This is a genomic window from Palleronia caenipelagi (assembly GCF_007004065.1).
GTDB lineage: Bacteria > Pseudomonadota > Alphaproteobacteria > Rhodobacterales > Rhodobacteraceae > Palleronia > Palleronia caenipelagi.
Window position 1 is genome coordinate 1 of record NZ_VFSV01000013.1, and the last position, 19,408, is coordinate 19,408.

Genomic DNA, 19,408 nt, shown 5'->3' on the forward strand with positions numbered 1-19,408 from the left:
TCGAGCGCCTCAACAAGGAGGTCAAACGCCGCGCCGATGTCGTCGGGTTCGGGCCCTCCTTCGAACCGATGGCAGTCCGGCCCTCACTCCCGAACGAAGCCTCAATCATTCGCCTGATCGGTGCTGTGCTGTTCGAGCAGAACGACGAATGGCAGACCGCCAGCCGCTACATGCAGGTCGAAGCCTTCACCCAGATCGACCACGAGCAGACCGATCCCATTCTCAGCATCACGACACAAGCCACCTGATCATGACCTCAGGCCACCCGACCAATTACAACACCTTGACGGACGTGACCCGGCGGGCGGGAACGGAGAAGCGGTTACGTACGTCTGAGTGGCAGGACACATATCGTTGTGAGCCTCCCGGAGATCGAGATCCCTGCATGCATCGCTCTCGTTTGCGGAACGGCAAATGGCTGTTTTCGGCACGATTGTTCAGACCTTTGTGGGACCGGTGCTTGAGACCGGGCGCCACATCGCGTTTCGCAGCGCCGTACGATCTCAATTTGTCCGTCACGATCCGCCGGGGAATTCCGTAGCGCTTGATCAGCGACTTCAGAAGCCGTTTCGCAGCCCGTTTGTCACGTCTGGATTGCAAGAGCTCGTCCAGAACCATCCCATCCTGATCCACAGCGCGCCAGAGCCATAACACACGACCCGAGATCTCCACACGGACTTCGTCCAGATGCCAAATGTCGCCCGGGTGCGCCTGGCGGCGGCGTAGATTTCGGGCGATGCCGGGACCGAACTTCACCATCCAGCGTCGGACGGTCTCGTATGAAACGTCGATCCCGCGCTCGAGCAGCATCTCCCCCGGCTTCGCGCAGGCTCAGATTGAAACGGACGTAGAGCCAGACCGCGTGGCCGATGATTTCGGGAGGAAAGCGGTGGCGTTTGTAGCTGATAGGCGATGTCGACATCCGGGCCGACCATGCCGATCTCGGCAAGTTCGCAAACCTGAAACGGTTAATGTGACAACACCGCTGCGGCACCTGTCTGAGACGACCGTTGCACGCTGTATCGCAGAGGGTCTGGTCAGCGGCCAACGACTGGCGGTTGATGCGAGCCTGATCGAGGGCGAGGAAGATATGCGGCCAATCCAGTGGATTGGTCGCCTGACGAACGCGAACAAACAGAACTCGACACCGAAGGAGGATTGGGACCCATCGACCCTTGATCCAGCCGACGCGCCACGCGCTGTGCGGGAATATCTCGAAACGCTTGATGGTGAGCGCGGAAACGCCATCGGTCTGAGTGATCGAGCGAACGCGTTCGGCGCTGCCAGCGAGGTCCAGCCCAAGTTCACCTCTCACTCCGATCCTGCCAGCCAATGGACAGCAGCCCGCAAAGGGCCCGGCTTTCTTCAGCTATTCCAACAATTACCTGATCGATACCGATCATGGTGTGATCGTCGACGTTGAGGGTGCAGCGGCTCAGAAACCGATCCAGTGAATCGGTTTCCCGCTGCACGATCCATCCGGCAAGCCGAGGTCGGCTCCACAAAGACCATGTTGGACCGGGTGAAGGGCAAATTCGACATCGTTCCGGACTGGGTCATCGCCAACACCGCCTATGGCTCCGGGCCGATGCTGGGCTGGCTCGTTGACCGCAAGATCGACCCGTACATCCCGGTGATCGACCAGGCCGCCCGCCCCGACGGGACATGGGTCAGAACCGACTTCGAGTGGGATCCGGAGAACGACCAGTACATCTGTCCTGAGGGTCAGGAGCTGAAGCAATTCCGCCGCAACTATTCCGATCCGAACCGGCGACCGACGGGCAAGGGCACCGCCCGCTACCGCGCACTAAAAGACGTCTGTCAGGCGTGCCCCTCGAAAGCCAGATGCTGCCCGAACGCCGATGCCAGACAGATCACCCGTGAAGAGCATGAAGACGCCCGCCAGGTCGCCCGGGATCTGGCCGAGACCGACGACTATGCCATCGCGATGAAGCTGCGAAAGAAGGTCGAGATGCTCTTTGCCCACCTCAAACGCATCCTCGGGCTGGGACGACTTCGCTTACGCGGCCCATGCGGCGCGAGCGACGAATTCCTCCTCGCCGCAACCGCCCAGAACCTCCGCAAACTCGCAAAGATCTTTCCCGCACCGCAGCAAATGCGAGAAGCCTGATCAGAAAGGCATTCGCGCTCACTTCAGAGCCCCACTTGCTGCGCTCGCAATACGTTGTTTTTCCGCAGAATCGGCGGTAAACATCCCCAGCCGAGCCGATGAGCTGATCGGGGCGCTGATCAGCCTGCTCGCGGTCGATATCTTCAAGCTGGTGCTGCTGCCGGTCATGCTGATCGGTGGTCTGTGGATGGTGGCCCGCCGCGCGGGACGCGCGACGGGCTAAACGGACTCACCCGCTGGTCGCGGGTGAGACATTATCCTTGGCGCATCAGGGATAGGACAGCCCTGTGGCCTTTTCGGCGGTCTCCCAGAGGCGGGCGGCCACGTCATCCTTATGCGCGGCATCATCGATGACGCCCCGGGCGGGCCAGCCGCCCATCTCACCGGGACCGTCGGGGCCGAAATAGGCGCCTTGCTCCGTGTCAGCGGTGGCGGCGAGCAGGGTCGGGAGCGCGCCCTGCCAGGTGTCCATGAAGGTCAGGCTGGCGAGCATTTCCGGCGGGACGTGGCGTTGCAGCTCTGTCATCGTGAAACCCGGATGGCAGCCGACCGACAACAGGTCGAGCCCCTTCGCGTCAGCGCGGCGGCCGAGTTCGAGGGCGAACATCAGGTTGGCGAGCTTACTCTGGTAGTATTCGCGGCGGGGATCGTAGGGCTTTTCCAGTCGCAGATTGTCAAAGTCGATCTCGGCGCCGCGATGGGCGATGCTCGACAGGGTTACAACCCGTGCGCCGGGTGTGGCTGTCAGCAAGTCAAAAAGATGCCCCGTCAGCGCAAAATGGGAGAGCGCATTCACGCCGAACTGGCTTTCATAGCCCTGCGCCGTGGTGGCCGGGGGGCACATCATCACGCCGGCATTGTTGATCAGCAGGTCGAGAGTCTGCGTCTCCGTGGCGTAGCGGCGGGCGAAATCGGCCACCCGATCGAGATCGGCGAGATCGAAAACGGCACCTGCAACCTGCCCGTCAGGCGCAGCTTTGCGGATAGTCTCGACGGCAGAGGCCACCTTGGCTTCATCGCGGCCGGTCAGGGTCACGGAGGCACCTGCGCGGGTCAGGGCCAGTGCGGTGACATAGCCAATGCCGGATGTGCCCCCGGTTATCAGGACGGTTTTGCCGGACTGATCGAACAGATGCGCGTCGGTCCAGTCGGTGAGGGTGGTGTACATGAGGGCGCCTTTCGGAGGGGAGCAAAAAGAAAACCACCCGCCGGAGGGGCGGGTGGTTCCCTATGTCAGGTCAGGCTGATCTTATTCGGAGACCAGGCCGGCCTCCATGTAGTACTTCTTGGCGCCGGGGTGCAGCGGGGCCGAGAGACCGTCATTGGCCATTTCTTCCTTCGACAGGTTGGCGAAGGCGGGGTGCAGGCCCTTGAACTGGTCGAAGTTCTCGAACACGGCCTTGACCAGCACGTAGACGACGTCTTCAGACACGTCGGCGGAGGTCACGAGGGTGGCGCCCACACCGAAGGTCTTGGTGTCGTTGTCGTTGCCGCGATACATGCCGCCGGGGACGGTGGCGGTGCGGTAGTAGTCGTTCTCGTCCACGAGCTTCTGGCTGGCGGCGTTGTCGACGGTCACCAGAACCGAGTCACAGGCGGTGGTGGCTTCCTGGATGGAGCCCGACGGGTGGCCGACGGAGTAGACCATGGCGTCGATGTTGTTGTCGCAGAGCGCCTGGGACTGCTCGGCGGCCTGCAGCTCGGAGGCCTGAGCGAAGCTGTCGGCGGTCCAGCCCATCTCGGCCATCAGGCGGTCCATGATGGCGCGCTGACCGGAGCCGGGGTTGCCGATGTTTACGCGCTTGCCCTCGAGGTCGTCGAAGGTGCTGATGCCAGCATCGGCGCGAGCCACGACGGTGAAGGGCTCGGGGTGGATCGAGAAGACGGCACGCAGATTCTCATCCGCGCCCTGCTCGGCAAAGGAGCCTTCGCCGTTGGTCGCCTGATACTGCACGTCAGACTGGGCTACGCCGAACTCCAGCTCGCCGCCGCGGATGGCGTTGGCGTTGTACACGGAGCCGCCGGTGGACTCGACGGAGCAGCGGACACCATGCTCTTTGCGGTCACGGTTCACGAGACGGCAGATCGCGCCACCCGTGGGGTAGTACACGCCGGTCACGCCGCCGGTGCCGATGGTGATGAAGGTCTGGTTATCCTGAGCCATAACCGGAGCGGCCATGGTGGCGGCGACGGCGATCGCGGAAATGCGGGTGATAAAAGACATGGATTCTCCCTAAGTGTGATCGGGCCGTTGAAGCGGTCCCTGATGGTGGCGGACCATGGCGCAAGTCGCGCGAGGGAACAAGCGGATGGTAGCGCTAGCGCTGGTGGGGTGGCGGGTTTTCGACTACTGGGGCAGGAGGCCTACTTCGCGGAAGTAGCGCTCAGCGCCGGGATGGAGCGGGGCTGTGAGACTGGCGGTTGCCATTTGCTGTGGGTCGAGATCGATAAAGGCGGTGTGCATCCGCTGCATAGTGTCGAGCCGGGTAAAGACTGATTTCACCAGGTCATAGACCACTTTCTCAGGAACATCTGCCCGCGTGACCAGCGTCGCGTCGATCCCAAACGTGGTCTGGTCGTCATCATTGCCACGATAAACGCCACCGGGAATGGTCACGAGATTATAAAGAGGGTTGCGGTCCACCAGCTTGCGCACACCGTCGTTGTCCACGCGGACGATGCGTGAGGCGCAGTCGGAGGTGGCATCGACGATGGCAGCCGAGGGGTGGCCGACCATGTAGACCATGGCATCAATTTCACCGGCGCAAAGCGCAGCAGGTTGGTCGGCGGCCTGAATTCCGGGCATGGCGGCAAAATCATCCGCACCCCAACCCATGGCGTCGAGCAGAATCTCGGTGGTCGCGCGCTGACCGGAACCGCGTGCTCCTGCGTTCAGACGGAGATATTTCAGGTCATCGAAGCTCTCATACGGCGTGTTTTCCCGCACGACGACCGTGTAGAATTCCGGATGCAGCGAAAACACGGCACGCAGGTCGGTCATTGGCCCTGGCGCTTCAAAGATCGACGTTCCGTTATAGGCGTGGGCCTGCCAGTCGGCCTGCACGACCGCAAAGTCCAGATCGCCGCGATCAAGGTCCTGAAGGTTTGTTACCGATCCGGTGGTGGATGTGACGGAGCATCGGGTCCGGTGTCGCGGGCGGTCCATGTTGACGAGCTGGCAGATGGCGCCACCTGCCGGGAAGTAGATCCCGGCCACGCCACCCGTGCCGATCAGGATGGAGGTCGAGCCTTGTGCCTGCGCCAGACCGGCGAAGCACAGGAGAAAGAGTGCGAGAAGACGTCCCATGGTGCTGGCCTTTGTTATTGGATTTAAGCGATTTGCGTCAGATTGACGACCTATCCCCGGCTGGGCAAGGTGAAACGGCTGCGATATTTCGACCGCAGATTTGCTTTCAGGCGGCATGTCTGGGTGAAAACTCGGGCTGCGGCGTCGATGGCCCGTTACATCCTTGTCATGTTGCTTTAAGGATACCAACGCTCAGCTTTGGGCTGTAAAGACACGACATTGGTTACAGGTTTCACCCGCATTATGCTCGACACGTCTTCCACTGACATGGCCGGATCGTCGCTTGACGAAGTGATCGCCTGCCCGGAATGCGACGCGCTTTATCATGCGCGGATGCCGGAGGAGGGCGCGCGGCTGGTGTGCAAACGTTGCCATCACGTCCTCATAGCGCCCCAGAAGGACGCCTATCTGCACGTGGTTTCGCTGGCGCTGACGACGCTGTTCCTCATGGGAGGCGCGATCTACTTTCCGTTTCTCGGGATCAGCGCGGCGGGGTTCGAGAACAAGACCTCGGTGCTGAAGACCGTGATGGCATTCCTCGATGAGGGCTTCACCGTGGCGCTCTCGATCTTTGTGGCGGCGTTCATTATTATGATCCCGGCGATCCGGTCCATCCTCGTGATCTATGTGATCCTGCCTTTGATGATGGGCCGGAAACCCGCCCCTTATGCGCGGACGGCCTTCCGGGTGAGCGAGGACCTCCGCCCATGGTCCATGGCAGAAATCTTTATCATCGGCTGCGCGGTGGCGCTGGTGAAAATTGTCGCTTACGGCAAAGTGGAGATCGGGCCGGCCTTTTGGCTCTTTATTGTTCTGGTGATCGTGACGGTCCTACAGGACATCAGTATGGACAGGTGGAGCATATGGAAAGCTCTGGAACGCAGAAGCTGATCACCGCCCGCGAGGCGGGGCTGGTGTCCTGCACCCGGTGCAGCAAGGTCTGGCCCATGGAGCATAAGACCTGCGGTCGGTGTGGCGGCAAGCTCGTCTCGCGCGATATGATGTCGCTGCAGCGGGTCTGGGCGTGGATGGCTGTCGGACTGATGTGTTATATCCCGGCCAATGTTTTCCCAATGCTGAACACGCAGGTTCTGGGCAAGACGTCGGGCAATACGATCATCGGTGGCGCCATCACGCTGGCCCATCACGGCGGCTACTTCGTCGCGCTGGTGATTCTGCTCGCTTCGGTGGCCATTCCGGTGGGAAAATTCATCGCGGTGGCCTATCTGGCCGTGTCCGTGCGGCGGCCGGACATGCTGCGCAATGAGCAGCGGCACAAGCTTTACCACTTTGTGGAATTCATTGGCCGGTGGTCCATGATCGACGTGTTCGTCGTCATCATCACATCGGCTCTCATCCAGTTCAGCGTCGCGGTGACCGTGCGACCCGGCATTGCGGCGATCACCTTCGCATTGTCGGTGATCTTCACGATGTTCGCCGCGATGAGTTTTGATCCGCGGATGATTTGGGACAATGACGGCCGTGGATGGCCGGAGACGGGGAATGACAGGAATGAGTGATCAGGATCAGACGACGGGCGAGGCTCTCGCCGCAGAAGCGGACATGCAGGAGGCCGATAAGCGCACGTTGCGCGACCGGATCTCACCCGTCTGGGCTTTGCCGATCCTCGCGCTGGTGATTTCCATCGGCATTTTCTGGAAAGCGGAGAGCGATCAGGGGCCGCGGATCGAAGTGATCTTTGCCGACGGGGCTGGTGTAAAGCCGGACGGAACCAAGTTGCGGTTCCGCGATGTGGATGTGGGCGTCGTCGAGGACGTTGAGTTCTCCGATGACCTGAGCCACGTGATCGTCGGCATCCGGGTTGACAAGAAAGTGGGCCCCTATGTGGACGACGGAGCGGAATTCTGGATCGTCCGCCCTGAGGTTTCGGCCCAAGGCGTTTCGGGCCTGGAGACAGTCCTGTCCGGGGTGTACTTGATGGGCAGTTGGGACGGCGAGATTGGAGAAAAGCAGCGCAAGTTCGAGGGTCTCGACCGCGCGCCGCTGATGACCAATGATGACGAGGGCATCACCTTCCGGATCCGCAGCAATGACGTGTCGGGCCTGTCTGAGAACGCTCCGATCCTCTATCGCGGCATCACCGTTGGCAAGATCGGCAACCTGCATCTGGGGTCGGATGGGGTTTCCGTCTTTGCCGATGCGTTTGTCCGGACGCCGGAATCCCGGCTGATCAATACGGCGACGCGGTTCTGGAATACCTCCGGCTTCGATTTTTCCTTCGGGGCGAGCGGGGCGCGGCTGAACGTCAGCTCGCTCGCATCGCTGGTCACGGGCGGCATCACCTTTGAGACGACGGTATCGGGCGGACAGGAATTGCCCGAAGACGCGGTGTTCCGCCTCTACAGTGACGAAGAAGATGCGCGGTCCTCCGTGTTTGAAGCGGATTCCGACGGCCAGCCGGCGCTGTTCACGGTCGTGTTTGAGGATTCCGTTCCGGGCCTCGAAGTCGGTGCTGACGTGGAGTTCAGTGGCATCGTGGTGGGACGGGTCTCTGGACTCACCGGTGTCCTCGACGAGGACCGGTTCGGCGACCGGGGCGTGCGGCTGCTGACGACACTGGAAATCCAGCCGGGTAAGATGGGCCTCGACCCCAACGCCACCCCCGAAGAAGTGCTCGACTTCATGAAGTTTGCCGTTCAGGCGGGTCTGCGGGCTCAGCTCCAGTCTGCATCGCTGCTGGGCGGTTTGCAGGTCGCGCTGGTGCAGCTGGATGGTGCCGATGAGCGTGAGTTGGATACCACGGCGGAGCCCTATCCCGCGATTCCTTCCGTTGCCGCCGATCTTTCTGATTTTGCCGATACGGCCGAGGGTGTGTTCAACCGTGTGAACAACCTGCCAATCGAAGAACTACTCGACAGCGCCATCCTCGTGATGCAGTCGGCCAACCGTTTGCTGAACGAAGACGGGGTGCGTGAGACGCCGAACGAGGTGCTGGCGCTCCTCGGCGACGTCCGGTCTTTTGTGAATTCCGAAGGCATTCAGGCGATTCCGGATCAGGCCAGTGCCACGATGGGAGCTTTGGCCGAGACGGCTCAGCAGTTGCAACAGGTGGTTACGCAGCTGGATGAGGCCGGCGCCGTGCAGGCTCTGATCGACGCGCTGGAGTCTGCTGAGGAGGCCGCCGACTCAGTCTACGAGACGATGGAGGATGGTCCGGAAACGCTTGAGGCGATCGACACCGCGCTCGCCAGCGCTGACGAGTTGATCAAATCGCTGGACGGTTTGACCAACGATGTACGCGGCATGGCCATCGGCGATGTCGTGGACAGCACGAACCAGCTGATCATCTCGCTCGATGAACTGGTCAGTGAGCCTTCGGTCAGAGCGCTGCCGGGCAATATCGATCTGGCTCTTCAGGATCTGCGGAGCGTGTTCACCCGTCTGACCGAGCAGAACGGGACGCTCGATCAGGCCAACCGTCTGATGGCCGAGGGGTCGGATGCGGTGGACGAAGTCATGGCCTCGCTGACGCCGGTGCTCGAAGACGCACGGCAGGCGGCGCAATCCGTTTCTGAGGCGGCCAATGTGGCGCCCGAAGTCGCGGACCGGGCCAAGCGTGTGGCCGACCGGATTGAGGCGTTGGTCAATGATGTCTCCGACCTGCCGATCCAGCAGATTGGTGAACGGACCTCCAGCCTGCTGGCGAGCCTCGACGATTTGATCTCCTCGCCCGACACCCAGCGGGTGCCGGGTGCGCTGTCTGATGCGCTGAGTGAAGTGCAGCGAACTCTCATTCAGGTGCAGGAGGGCGGCCTCGTCGAAAACGCCAATGCCACTATGGCGTCTGTGCGGCGTGGTGCCGACCAATTGCCGCGCCTCCTGAACGACGTGAGCGTTCTGCTGACCCAGAGCGGCGTGGTGATCGAAGGCTACGATGCCAACGGAGCCGTGGGCGCGCGTCTGCAGTCCACGCTCCGCGAGGTGCAGGAAGCCGCTCAATCCATCGATTCGCTCGCGCGTCAGCTTGAGCGGTCCCCCAATTCCCTTCTGTTTGGACGTTGATCATGCTGAGACCTCTGCTTATCGCCTCAACCCTCGGATTTCTGGCCGCCTGCGGTGGGACCCCGTTGCGCTATGACGTGCCGGTGACTTCCGCGCAGGGTCGGATCCCGGTCTCCGTCGGCTCGGTGGAAGTGCGCGACGTGTCGCTGCCCCTCTACGCCGAGCAGGAAGTGATCTATTACGAGGACGAAACCGGCGCGGTGGTCGGCGACGATAACCTGCTCTGGGCCGACGACCCCCAGCGCCACTTCACCGAAAGTCTGGCGCAGGGCCTCGCGTCGCGCACCTCGGCGCGGGTCGCCGCGGAGCCCTGGCCGTTTTATGACCGTCCGGCGGCTCGTCTTGATGTCCGGATCAGTAAGGCACTGCCCTCCCGCGATGGCCAGTACCGTGTGTCCGGCCAATATTTCGTGAGTTCGTCCGAAGGCACGACGCCGGAACGGGCGCGGCGGTTCGACCTCGCGGCACCTTATCAGCCGGGAAATGTGGCCTCCATCGCGGCGGCCAAGTCGCAGATCATCGGCGAGCTTGTTGCGCTCATCGCGCGCGACGGGCTCTGACAGTAGGGGCTGACCTGAGCGGTCAGCCCAGCTCGGTCCGCCGCGGCGGGTTCGCGCCCGCGCGGGACACCGTCACCGCTGCCGCCTTTGCCCCCAGTTCCAATGCTGCGCGCAAGGTATCCTCAGAGACCCTACCGATGGCGCTTTTCGTCAGCGCACCCGCCTCGTGCAGCGCGGTCAGTATGCCCGCATTGAACGTGTCACCGGCCCCAACCGTATCGATCACCTCGACCTTCTGCGAGGCGACGCTGACCTCCAGCCCCGAGCGGGTGAAGCCCGTGGCGCCCTCGGACCCGCGCGTCAGGCAGATGATGGACGGCCCGCGTTCAAGGAGCGCCCGCGCGCCGTCATCGGCGCTCATGCCGGGAGTGAGCCAGGCCAGATCTTCGTCGGAGACTTTCACGATGTCGCAACGCTCCAGCATCCGGGTGATCCTTGCCATGTAGGCGTCGCGGTCGCGGATGAAATCGGGCCGGATGTTCGGATCCAGCATCATCGGCATGGCGGGCGCCAGCCGTTCTGAGAGCGCATCATAGGTGTCCGCAGCGGGTTCCACCGCGAGGGAGATGCCGCCGAAGAAACACGCGCTTGCGTCCATGGCGTCCGGCAGATCCGCGGTGGAGATCATGCGTCCGGCGGTGTTCTCGTCGTAAAACGCATAGCGCGCGTGGCCGTTGGTCAGGGTGACAAAGGCCAGCGTCGTGGGGCGGTCGGAGCGCGCCGCGTGGGAGAGATCGACCCCGTCCGCCTCCAGCCGGTCGGCGATCTGCTGGCCGAAGAGATCGGTGGAGATGCCGGAGAAGAACCCGCTGGGCGCGCCGAGCCGCGCCAGCGCCACCGCCGTGTTCAGCACCGCGCCACCCACATGGGGGGCAAAAGTGTCTTCTCCCGCGCTGGTCTTGCGTGGCAGCATGTCGATCAGGGCTTCGCCCGCACAGAGGATCATCGCGCTCTCCTTGGTCTCGGGCGCGCTGCGGCTCCCGTTATCGCTATCGGTTATTGAGGTACAGCCAGCCCAAGGCAACGGCAATCCCGAGCAGCACCAGCCCCGCAATTTTCCAGCGGGACCACGGACGTTCGCCGGTGACGCGCCCCGTTTGGCCGTTCACCACCACCTGATAGGTCTTGCCGCGAAAGCTGAAGGCCGCGAGCCAGATCGGCAAGAGCACGTGCTTGAACGTCACGCCTCCGATCTCGGTCTCCAGCGCCGATATCCTCTGCCGGTCCCCGCCGATATCCATCCGCACGTCCCGGGCGATGACCTTGTCCATCCGGACCTGCGCGTGTTGCCGCCCCTCCGGCAGGTCGATCCGGTAGCCTTCGGCGCTGAACCCTGCGAGGAAATCCGGCGTGTAGGGCGTCAGGTCCGACAGATCCCACGGCTCCAGTTTTTGCGTGGTCTCGGCGGGCAGGGAGGGGGAGGCGCAGACGAGCACATCGTCGAAATCCCGCGCCACCCGACCCGAGACCGGACGCCAGCGCACCTCGCTTTCGGTCCGGCTCTGTCCGTCTGCGCCCCGCACCGTCCGATGATAAACGGTGCCGCGCTGTCCACGATATTGGGTGCGGGTGCGCGCGTCGAAGGTCCAGTAGGGCAGGTAGACTCCCTGCATCTTCCGACCTTTGCGGGCGAATTTCGCCAAGCCCCCGGGGGCCAGCCAGAGGGAGCCCAACCAGTCCGTCATCGCTTTGCGCGCCGTTTCTTCGGCGAGGGCAAATGGCAGGACGGCGGCGGGTTTGATATGGCGGTGGGTGCCCGTATCGCTGACCACGGGTGTGGCGCAGAACGGGCATTCGGTTGCGTGCTGCGCCTCGTCAAAGGCGACCTCGGCCCCGCAATTGGTGCAGCGGGAAACCTGCGTGACCTCGATTTCCGCTTGAGGCAGGCGATTGGCAATCGCCGTTTCGAAATCGAGCTCGCGGATCGCGCTGGGGGCGGCCTCGGGGGTCAGGTGCTCCCGATGGCCGCAAAAGTCACAGGAGAGGTCGCCCGACCCCGGATCGAACCGCAGATCGGCACCGCATTGGGGGCAGGGAAAGCGCTGGTCCGTGGTCATCTCTTCGCGCGGGTTGCCTTAGTCTTCGGGACGCATCATGCGCAGGAGCGTGCCGTCTTTTTTCACATATTGGTGGTACAAAGCCAGAGCCGCGTGGCCGAGGATCAGCACAACGAGGATCTTGACGCCGACCTCGTGCCCTTCCTGAGCTGCGCCGATATTGCCGAACCACGCCGCCATACCGCCGATCGGAACCCCGATCATCAGCACGTAGAGCGCGATATGGCCCCAGTCGCGCGCCTTGGCGACCGCATCCGACGTGCCGGGCACGGCATCCGGGTGGCCGGTGCGCAGGCGGATGACGAGGCGGATGACCACCAGCGCCAGCACGGTCATCCCCAGTGCGGCATGGAGCGGCACAGTGGGCACCTCGCCCCCCTCAGCGCGGGTTTTCAGGAGTTTGCCCATCCCCTCGCCAAAGAACCATGTCAGCAGGATCGTTGCCGCGACCAGCCAGTGCATGGCGATCTGGGCGGTGGTGTAGCCGGTACGTTGGGACATGGGGAAACTCCTGAGACTGAAAAGGGCTTACGGGGCCGGTGGTGGCGGGGGCATAACGGTAAAAAGCCGCGCCAGCTCGTTGAGTTCCCCGGCCTGTGTCCATCCGTCGAGCCCGGCGCTCCACACCAACGTGTCGCGGGTCAGCTCGCCGCTGGCGGCCATGCGCCCGAGGCGGGCGGTGGAGTAAGGGCCATGGCTCTGGCCGCTCTCGGCGATATGCCAAACCCGTTCGGGCTGCGGCGGAGGGGGCGGCGGAGCAGCGGTCTGCACCGGCATCTGTCCGGGGCGTGGCCCCCAGGGTCCCGGAGCCATACCGCCCATGGCCATGCCAATCCCGGCGCCAAAGCCCGTCCCCATTGCGTTGCCCGCAGCCGATCCGGCCTGCGTCAGCGCTTCGGCCGCCTGAAACTGGGTGTAGCGGTTCAGGTCGCCCACAACGCCCATGGATGTGCGCTTATCCAGCGCTTTCTCCACGTCCTCGGGCAGGGAGATGTTCTCAACGTAAAGCTCGGGCAGGGTGAGGCCGTATCCCGCAATCGTCGCGCTGATTTCGCGCGCGACCACGGCGCCGAGCTGGTCGGTATTGGCCGCCATATCGAGCACCGGGATGCCCGCCTGCGCCACGGCACGGGAGAACTCCTGCACGATCACGTTGCGGATCTGAAAGGAGATCTCATCGGCGGTGAACTCCCCGTCGGTCCCGACGATCTCGGTCAGGAACAGGGCGGGGTCGGTGACCTTGACCGCATAGGTGCCGTAAGCGCGGATGCGGGTCGGGCCGAACTCGGGGTCGCGGAGGATCACCGGGTTCTTCGTGCCCCATTTCAGATCCGTGAACCGGGTTGTGTTGACGAAGTAGATCTCGGATTTGAACGGCGACCGAAAGCCGTGATCCCAATGCTGCAGTGAGGTCAGGATCGGCAGGTTGTTGGTTTCCAGCAGGTAAAGTCCGGGGGTAAAGACATCGGCGATCTGGCCTTCGTGGACGAAAACTGCGGCCTGACCCTCGCGGACCGTGAGCTTGGCGCCGTATTTGATCTCGTGCCCTTCGCGCTCAAACCGCCAAACCATCCGGTCCTGCCGGTCATCGACCCAGTGAATGACGTCAATGAACTGGCCCGAAAGAAAATCGAGAATACCCATGTCGTGCCTCCGATCCGATGCACCCGGAGGCTAGGTCCTTGGCCCGGTCGCGGCAAGAGGATTAACCCCCGGGACCTCGCCGGAGCAGGTAGGTGTCCATGATCCAGCCATGCCGCGCCCGTTCGGCCTCGCGCGTGGCGAGGATATCCGGCGTTGTGCCGGGCAGTGGGCCCGCGTGCAGGACTTCCTCTTCCATACCCAGATAGGCGCCCCACCAGATCCACAGATCATCCTGCGGCAGGGTTTGGAAGCTGCACTCCCCGTCGAGCATCACGGCGACCGTCTCCGCGCCTTCGGGCCAGCCCTCATCGCGTAGTCGTCGGCCGGTGGTGATGGTGACGGGGCCATTTACCCGGTTCAGGGGGATGGCGTGGGCGGCAGTGAGGGCCTGTAGCGCGGTGATGCCAGGGATGACGCGGACCTGCGGCGCGGGGTCGAGCCGTGCAGCAATGCGGAGGGTCGAATCGTAAAGAGATGGATCCCCCCAGACCAGCAGCGCCACGGGGCTTTCGGAGCCCTCAAGAGCGGCGGACCAGCGGCGGGCGATCTCGTCATGCCAAAGTTCGACCCGCGTGGCGTAATCAAAAGCGGGGTCACGGGTCGGATAGTCGAAGGTGACGATCCGCGCCGCCGTCCCGCTGGCCTCGATGATCCGCTCGCGCAAATGTGCGAGGTCTTCCTTGCCCGCACCTTTTTGCGGCAGGAGAATGGTCCGTACACCGCGCAGGGACTCCATCCCGTCGAGGGTCACATGCCCCAGCGCGCCCATGCCGATGCCGATCAGCCGCAGTTCCATCAAAGGTCGTCCCCGGCGAGAGGGCCGTAGAGAATCAGCGCAGGTGCGGTGCCGATCTCCGCTGCGAGGTGGTCCGCCAGTCCGGCCACCGTGGATCGGTGGATGTGTTGGTCCGGGGTGCTGACGGCTTCGGCCAGAATGGCGGGGTGATTGGCGGGCAGGCCGCGGGCAATGAGGGCTTCGGCCAGTTTGGGAAAGGTCCGCTTGCCCATGAAAACCACTGTTGTCGCACCCGGATCTGCGAGGGCCGCAAGGTCGAGATCGGAGGGCAGGGTGCCTTTGGCGTCGTGCCCGGTGACGAACTGTACCCGCCGCGCCGTCAGGCGCCGGGTCAGTGGAATGCCCGCCGCCGCGGCTGCCGCGATGGCGGAGGGGACGCCGGGGATGATCTCGTAGCTGAGCCCGGCTTCGCGCAGGGCGATCAGCTCTTCCTCCAACCGCCCGAAGAGGCCGCTATCGCCGGACTTCAACCGCACGACCCGCCCACCCTGCCGGGCGTAATCGACCAGAAGACGGCTGACATGGTCCTGTTTCGGCGAGGGGCGCCCGGCGCGCTTGCCCACTGCGACCAGCTCAGCCCCGGGGCGCACATGGCTGAGGATCGGGCCCGAAGACAGGTCGTCGAACAGCACCACATCGGCGCGGCGCAGGCGGTCTGCGGCTTTCAACGTCAAAAGCTCAGGGTCGCCGGGACCCGAGCCGACAAAACTCACCGGCGAGGTCATCAGTTTGGATCTGTCCCAGTGGGGGGCATCGGCGCGCTCCTTGCGGTCTGCGGACTCTTTGGCATTGACGGGTGGAGAGGTGCAACCGGAACTGCGAAGACAACGACCGTTATCCAACCGCCTCAGTCGTGAGCGCCTCAATCTCGACTTCCAGCCGCGTCCGGCTCTGCTCCCAGAGCGCCAGCAGATGACGGCGTTCCTCAGGCGTGGGGTCTTCGCCTTCGAGAGCTTTCGTTTCCATCTCGTTCAGCTTTTGCCGCATCGCAGTGAGGCCAAAGGAGGCCGCCGAGCCAGCAAGGCGATGGGAGTCCTGTTGAATATCTCTGAGGGACAGCCGGCCTTCGGTCAGGGCCTGCGTGAAGCAATCATTTTCCTCGACGAACTTATCCATCAGACGCGGCAGAGTCGTTGGCGGAAGCGAGCTGACCAGAGAGGCGAGGCGGGTCTGCTCGATCAGCTCCGGGAGGCGTGGCTCCACGGGCGCGCGGCGAATCTTGCCGCGAGACGCGCCCAGTGCCCAGACCAGATCTTCTCGATCAAGGGGCTTTGTCACACAGTCCGTCATGCCAGCAGCCAGGTACCGTTCTCTGTGCTCGGGCAGTGCATGCGCCGTGACCGCGATAATCGGAACGTCCGTATTTGGGCCGCTGCCCGCGCGGATCTGGCGGGTCGCTTCATGGCCGTTCAGGCCGGGCATGGCGATGTCCATGAGGATCGCATCAAACCGGGCCTCTTCGGCAAAGGCCACAGCTTCGTTACCGTCGGTGGCTTCGACTACTTCATGCCCCATCTCCATGAGCAGTTCGCGTAGGACGAGACGGTTGATATCGTTGTCATCTGCAACCAACACGGTCATCTGTCGGGATTGCGCGTCCGGGTCAATCTCTGCCGTTTCCCTGTCACACTCCAACGGCAGGAGAGGAATGGTGATCGAGAACGTGCTGCCTTCGCCGGGGGTGCTGTCCACATGGATCTGCCCTTTGAGCAGATAGGTCATGCGGCGGGCGATCCCGAGGCCCAGACCCGTGCCGATCTGAGGCTGTTGTTCCTTACCCGCGATTGTTTCGAAATCTTCGAAGATCCTGTCCTGATCTTCGGGACTGATGCCGATCCCTGCGTCATGGACGCGCAACTCCAGCCGACCTGCCGGGGTAGGGTCGGGATGAAAAAGGGCCTCGATCTGAATCTGTCCGTTCTCGGTGAACTTTATCGCGTTGCCGATCAGGTTCAGCATGATTTGCGACAGCCTGCGCGGGTCGGTGCAGATGCGTGGCACTGGTTGTCCAACCCAGCGCCAACTCAGGTGGTTCCCCGCCTCCCGCGCGAGACCGTCGGTTGCTTCAACGAGATCGTTTAGCAATGCCGTCGGATCGAAATTTCGGGGTGTGATGGAGATCTTGCCAGCTTCGAAGCTTGACAGATCCAAGACGTCATTCACCAGATTTTTCAGATGGTTGGCGGAAACAGCGGATGCTGACAGCAATTCGGACTGTCGGGACGACAGGTCTGAGTTCTTGAGCAGGTTCAACGTCCCGATCAAACCGTTGAGCGGGGTCCGCATTTCGTGGCTCATCATGGCGACGAAATTCGATTTCGCCTGTTGCCCGGCGAGGGCCTCGTCTCTTGCGTCGCGTAATTCCTGTTCGGCCGCTTTCCGGGCGGTGATATCCCGGATGAACAGCACGTAGCTGTTACTGTGGCCATCCACACCGAGATCAATCGAAATCTCGACGGGGACCTCTTTGCCCTTGGCTGTGACGGCGACGAGCTCCACCTGCCCCCCGCCGCGCCCTTCGCGCTGACGATTAGAGGCGTCTGTCAGGCGGCGTCGAATGTCTTTGGGGTCATGGGACGGAAAGAGACGTTTGACCAGATCTGCCGGAGCTCCGGGCCGCTCGCCCAGATGAAAGGTCTCTTCCGCAACCCTGTTCAATGTCAGGACCCTGAACCTGGTATCGGTCATCACCACCGCATCGCGGGAGGTCTCGACGATCGTGGTCATGCGCTCATGGGCTTCGTGGAGCCGGCGTCCACGGTTGTGGCTGATCCGGTCGGTGCGCCAAAGCCAGATGCCGAGCCCCGCCATGATGACGAAAAACAACAGGATCGCCCCGAGCAGGGCGGTGAGAAGCCGTCTTTCATGCAGGCGCTTGCTATCGGCATTTGAGGTCCGCGTCATGACCCCGTCGAACACCATCTCATGGATGAGGTCCGTAAAACCGGCGAGAGAGGTTTCGAGCCGCGGCAGCGACGCCCGCAACGCCGCATCCGGCGCATCGATATCATCGACAATGCTTTCCAGAAACTGTTTGGTCTGTGTCAGTGCGACATGAAAACGCTGGGTTTCGCGCATGAATGCGTAAGCGTCGGCCTCACAGAGCAGGTCGATTCGGCTGTAGAACACGTCGAACCATGTCCGGACATCGCTCAGCGATCCTTCGCCCTTGCTGGCCCGGGTGACGGCCAGCTGGAAGCGCAAAAACTCCAGTTCGGACTGGGAGAGGGACCAACTAACGCTGTCGTCTGGCGCAATCGACAGCCGCTCCATCTCCTGCCGTGCGGATGGCAGAAGTGAGGCCAGGACCAATGTCACCACGAAAAAGAGGATCGACAGGTGAAAAGCCGCCGGACGGTAGTTCCGGAGAGCATGTCGCGCCGAATGTGTCAGACCCCGCCCCCCTTTTTATCTGGACGCCGCTATTCGCCGGCCCTGATCTCCGCCAGCTGCCAGACACTCCGTGCGTATGTAACTTTTGTTTTGAACTGCGGAAACTCGTCATAAGGATAGATGATCCACAAAGGCCCCTTGCGTCGGAGCGGCATGGGTTTCCCGTTCTGCAAATAGGCGATGATCGGCCCGGGACCGGCCCAATCGGAGGCGGGGATGTCGATCTTGTAGTCGTTGACGGCGTAAGCCCGCACCGACTCCACGTCTGCACCAACCGCGTTCAGCAAATCGTTCAAAAGGACGCCGGTAAAGGTCTGTTCTCCGTTGGTCCAGATCGTGCGCGTGACGATTTCTTCGGCACCTAGAGCCTGTAGCATGTCGAAATCGAACTCGGCCGTCTGACCGTCTTCCGAGTTCGTCACGTCAATGTCGCCAGTGACCCGCAGAATCACGTCACCCATCGGAGTCGGCAATTCCATGCCGGGTTCACCTTTGCTGTCAGAGCCAGCAAAAACAAACAGGGTAGAAAACGTTAACAATGTAAACGTGACTATTGAGTAAGCAACAACTCTGATCATTTTCCATCCTACGGCTAATGGCACCTCGACCCCAATGCATACCATACAGGAGAAAGTGCATACCGGCAAAGCTTCTCAGCTAAAGGTAGACTTGAGGACAGGTCCCTATCCTTAGGGGTAGGAGTTTCCTGCTGCCAGACCGCCGTTTTCATTCCCGCTTAAAAAGATCATTTTATTAATATGATTTCTAAATGGTTGTATTTTGCAAAATTGTCCGCAATGTCTTCACCGTTTCGGTTAGTTTGGTGCATCAGCGGCTTCAGCAGCACAGCGCCCGACAGGGAAGAGGGAGCAGGATGCGTATTCTTATAGCAGACGACCACGGTCTACTCATCGATATCTTCAGTCAATATCTGGAAGGCACGGGCGAATTCACTGTGGAGAGCGCTGCGGATCTGGGCGGAGCTCTGGTAAAGGTCCGGACCTCCGGGCCGTTCGATCTTGTTCTGCTAGACTTTTCCATGCCGGGCATGCGCGGCCTTGAGGGCTTGCGGCGAATTCTTAAGCTTGAGCAGGGGCCTCGGGTCGCAATTATCTCCGGAACGATCAGCGCCAGCGTTGCACGGGAAGCCCTGTCTCAGGGGGCTGTGGGTATCATTCCAAAGGATATATCGGCGGAAGAATTCATCATGGCCGTGCGAAATATGGTAAATGGCAACCGATACTGGCCGCGCTCTCTCGGGGCTGAGGGTGACAAGGCGAATCGTTCTTTGCAGGAATTGCTGTCACCGCGTGAAATGCAGGTGCTTGAACGGCTGACGCGGGGCCTGTCGAACAAAGAGATCGGTCGCGAGCTGGAGGTCAGCGAAGCGACCGTGAAGCTGCACGTCAAGACACTTTACCGTAAAATTGACGCGGCCAATCGCACTCAGGCAGCGATGATTGGACGTGACGCAGGATTGTTCTGACGGCCGCCCCT

Annotated in this window: 17 protein-coding genes and 2 pseudogenes; 7 read left to right on the top strand and 12 right to left on the bottom strand. The window is 62.2% G+C overall.

Annotated features, from left to right (window positions below):
- On the top strand, positions 1-248 hold a 248-nt coding region (locus FEV53_RS09435), incomplete at its 5' end, for a transposase (RefSeq protein ID WP_185962153.1).
- A gap of 25 nt (positions 249-273) precedes the next feature.
- On the opposite strand, the pseudogene FEV53_RS09440 reads toward FEV53_RS09435, so the two are convergent.
- Positions 274-922: pseudogene (locus FEV53_RS09440) on the bottom strand (IS6 family transposase).
- A gap of 63 nt (positions 923-985) precedes the next feature.
- Here FEV53_RS09440 and FEV53_RS09445 point away from each other — a divergent pair.
- Positions 986-2,131: pseudogene (locus FEV53_RS09445) on the top strand (transposase); the annotation flags it as partial.
- Positions 2,132-2,399: 268 nt separating this feature from the next.
- On the opposite strand, the gene FEV53_RS09450 reads toward FEV53_RS09445, so the two are convergent.
- From FEV53_RS09450 to FEV53_RS09460, 3 genes are all read right to left on the bottom strand, one after another.
- Positions 2,400-3,299 carry an oxidoreductase gene (locus FEV53_RS09450; protein WP_142834570.1) on the bottom strand — a complete coding sequence of 300 codons (900 nt, stop codon included), beginning with the start codon at positions 3,297-3,299 and terminating at the stop codon, positions 2,400-2,402.
- An 81-nt stretch (positions 3,300-3,380) separates the two neighbouring features.
- The gene (locus FEV53_RS09455; RefSeq protein ID WP_142834571.1) at positions 3,381-4,355 is read right to left on the bottom strand and encodes a TAXI family TRAP transporter solute-binding subunit; all 975 of its coding nucleotides are present in this window, start codon (positions 4,353-4,355) and stop codon (positions 3,381-3,383) included.
- Between the two features lie 123 nt (positions 4,356-4,478).
- Positions 4,479-5,438: a TAXI family TRAP transporter solute-binding subunit gene (locus FEV53_RS09460; protein ID WP_142834572.1), complete on the bottom strand. Its 960-nt coding sequence runs from the start codon at positions 5,436-5,438 to the stop codon at positions 4,479-4,481.
- A 219-nt stretch (positions 5,439-5,657) separates the two neighbouring features.
- On the opposite strand from FEV53_RS09460, the gene FEV53_RS09465 reads away from it, so the two are divergent.
- From FEV53_RS09465 to FEV53_RS09480, 4 genes are read left to right on the top strand one after another with little or no spacing between them, the layout of a single operon-like run.
- Complete coding sequence (locus FEV53_RS09465) at positions 5,658-6,329, top strand: paraquat-inducible protein A (RefSeq protein WP_246100770.1); 672 nt, start codon at positions 5,658-5,660, stop codon at positions 6,327-6,329.
- On the top strand, positions 6,302-6,958 hold the full coding sequence (locus FEV53_RS09470) for a paraquat-inducible protein A (RefSeq protein ID WP_142834573.1): 657 nt from the start codon (positions 6,302-6,304) through the stop codon (positions 6,956-6,958). The genes FEV53_RS09465 and FEV53_RS09470 overlap by 28 nt, the downstream gene beginning before the upstream one ends.
- Positions 6,942-9,461, top strand: coding sequence for an MlaD family protein (locus FEV53_RS09475; RefSeq protein ID WP_185962154.1), 2,520 nt, complete (start codon positions 6,942-6,944; stop codon positions 9,459-9,461). The genes FEV53_RS09470 and FEV53_RS09475 overlap by 17 nt, the downstream gene beginning before the upstream one ends.
- 2 nt (positions 9,462-9,463) lie before the next feature.
- The gene (locus tag FEV53_RS09480; protein WP_142834575.1) at positions 9,464-10,021 is read left to right on the top strand and encodes a PqiC family protein; all 558 of its coding nucleotides are present in this window, start codon (positions 9,464-9,466) and stop codon (positions 10,019-10,021) included.
- Positions 10,022-10,043: 22 nt separating this feature from the next.
- Here FEV53_RS09480 and FEV53_RS09485 read toward each other — a convergent pair whose 3' ends face one another.
- The 8 genes from FEV53_RS09485 to FEV53_RS09520 form a co-directional block, all read right to left on the bottom strand.
- Positions 10,044-10,967: a carbohydrate kinase family protein gene (locus FEV53_RS09485; RefSeq protein ID WP_142834576.1), complete on the bottom strand. Its 924-nt coding sequence runs from the start codon at positions 10,965-10,967 to the stop codon at positions 10,044-10,046.
- Positions 10,968-11,010: 43 nt separating this feature from the next.
- The gene (locus FEV53_RS09490) at positions 11,011-12,078 is read right to left on the bottom strand and encodes a TFIIB-type zinc finger domain-containing protein (protein WP_142834577.1); all 1,068 of its coding nucleotides are present in this window, start codon (positions 12,076-12,078) and stop codon (positions 11,011-11,013) included.
- 18 nt (positions 12,079-12,096) lie between these two features.
- On the bottom strand, positions 12,097-12,579 hold the full coding sequence (locus FEV53_RS09495) for a cytochrome b (RefSeq protein WP_142834578.1): 483 nt from the start codon (positions 12,577-12,579) through the stop codon (positions 12,097-12,099).
- 27 nt (positions 12,580-12,606) lie between these two features.
- Positions 12,607-13,722: an SPFH domain-containing protein gene (locus tag FEV53_RS09500; RefSeq protein ID WP_142834579.1), complete on the bottom strand. Its 1,116-nt coding sequence runs from the start codon at positions 13,720-13,722 to the stop codon at positions 12,607-12,609.
- A gap of 61 nt (positions 13,723-13,783) precedes the next feature.
- Positions 13,784-14,518 (bottom strand): precorrin-6A synthase (deacetylating), encoded by a 735-nt coding sequence (gene cobF, locus FEV53_RS09505; RefSeq protein ID WP_142834580.1) that lies wholly within the window; start codon positions 14,516-14,518, stop codon positions 13,784-13,786.
- A complete protein-coding gene (gene cobA, locus FEV53_RS09510; RefSeq protein ID WP_142834581.1) occupies positions 14,518-15,243 on the bottom strand; it encodes a uroporphyrinogen-III C-methyltransferase in 726 nt (241 codons plus the stop codon). The genes cobF and cobA overlap by 1 nt, the downstream gene beginning before the upstream one ends.
- A 109-nt stretch (positions 15,244-15,352) precedes the next feature.
- Positions 15,353-17,839 carry a hybrid sensor histidine kinase/response regulator gene (locus tag FEV53_RS09515; RefSeq protein WP_142834582.1) on the bottom strand — a complete coding sequence of 829 codons (2,487 nt, stop codon included), beginning with the start codon at positions 17,837-17,839 and terminating at the stop codon, positions 15,353-15,355.
- 101 nt (positions 17,840-17,940) lie between these two features.
- On the bottom strand, positions 17,941-18,489 hold the full coding sequence (locus tag FEV53_RS09520) for a putative pterin-binding protein (RefSeq protein WP_142834583.1): 549 nt from the start codon (positions 18,487-18,489) through the stop codon (positions 17,941-17,943).
- Between the two features lie 296 nt (positions 18,490-18,785).
- Between FEV53_RS09520 and FEV53_RS09525 the strand changes: the two genes are divergently transcribed.
- Positions 18,786-19,397, top strand: a complete 612-nt coding sequence (locus FEV53_RS09525; RefSeq protein ID WP_142834584.1) for a response regulator transcription factor — start codon at positions 18,786-18,788, stop codon at positions 19,395-19,397.
- The last annotated feature ends 11 nt before the right edge of the window (positions 19,398-19,408 follow it).

Excerpts from the sequence above, each read along its gene's own strand:
- FEV53_RS09450 (WP_142834570.1), bottom strand. The coding sequence starts at position 3,299 with ATGTACACCACCCTCACCGACTGGACCGACGCGCATCTGTTCGATCAG.
- FEV53_RS09455 (WP_142834571.1), bottom strand. The coding sequence starts at position 4,355 with ATGTCTTTTATCACCCGCATTTCCGCGATCGCCGTCGCCGCCACCATG.
- FEV53_RS09460 (WP_142834572.1), bottom strand. The coding sequence starts at position 5,438 with ATGGGACGTCTTCTCGCACTCTTTCTCCTGTGCTTCGCCGGTCTGGCG.
- FEV53_RS09470 (WP_142834573.1), top strand. The coding sequence starts at position 6,302 with ATGGAAAGCTCTGGAACGCAGAAGCTGATCACCGCCCGCGAGGCGGGG.
- FEV53_RS09475 (WP_185962154.1), top strand. The coding sequence starts at position 6,942 with ATGACAGGAATGAGTGATCAGGATCAGACGACGGGCGAGGCTCTCGCC.
- FEV53_RS09480 (WP_142834575.1), top strand. The coding sequence starts at position 9,464 with ATGCTGAGACCTCTGCTTATCGCCTCAACCCTCGGATTTCTGGCCGCC.
- FEV53_RS09485 (WP_142834576.1), bottom strand. The coding sequence starts at position 10,967 with ATGATCCTCTGTGCGGGCGAAGCCCTGATCGACATGCTGCCACGCAAG.
- FEV53_RS09490 (WP_142834577.1), bottom strand. The coding sequence starts at position 12,078 with ATGACCACGGACCAGCGCTTTCCCTGCCCCCAATGCGGTGCCGATCTG.
- FEV53_RS09495 (WP_142834578.1), bottom strand. The coding sequence starts at position 12,579 with ATGTCCCAACGTACCGGCTACACCACCGCCCAGATCGCCATGCACTGG.
- FEV53_RS09500 (WP_142834579.1), bottom strand. The coding sequence starts at position 13,722 with ATGGGTATTCTCGATTTTCTTTCGGGCCAGTTCATTGACGTCATTCAC.
- cobF (WP_142834580.1), bottom strand. The coding sequence starts at position 14,518 with ATGGAACTGCGGCTGATCGGCATCGGCATGGGCGCGCTGGGGCATGTG.
- cobA (WP_142834581.1), bottom strand. The coding sequence starts at position 15,243 with ATGACCTCGCCGGTGAGTTTTGTCGGCTCGGGTCCCGGCGACCCTGAG.
- FEV53_RS09520 (WP_142834583.1), bottom strand. The coding sequence starts at position 18,489 with ATGATCAGAGTTGTTGCTTACTCAATAGTCACGTTTACATTGTTAACG.
- FEV53_RS09525 (WP_142834584.1), top strand. The coding sequence starts at position 18,786 with ATGCGTATTCTTATAGCAGACGACCACGGTCTACTCATCGATATCTTC.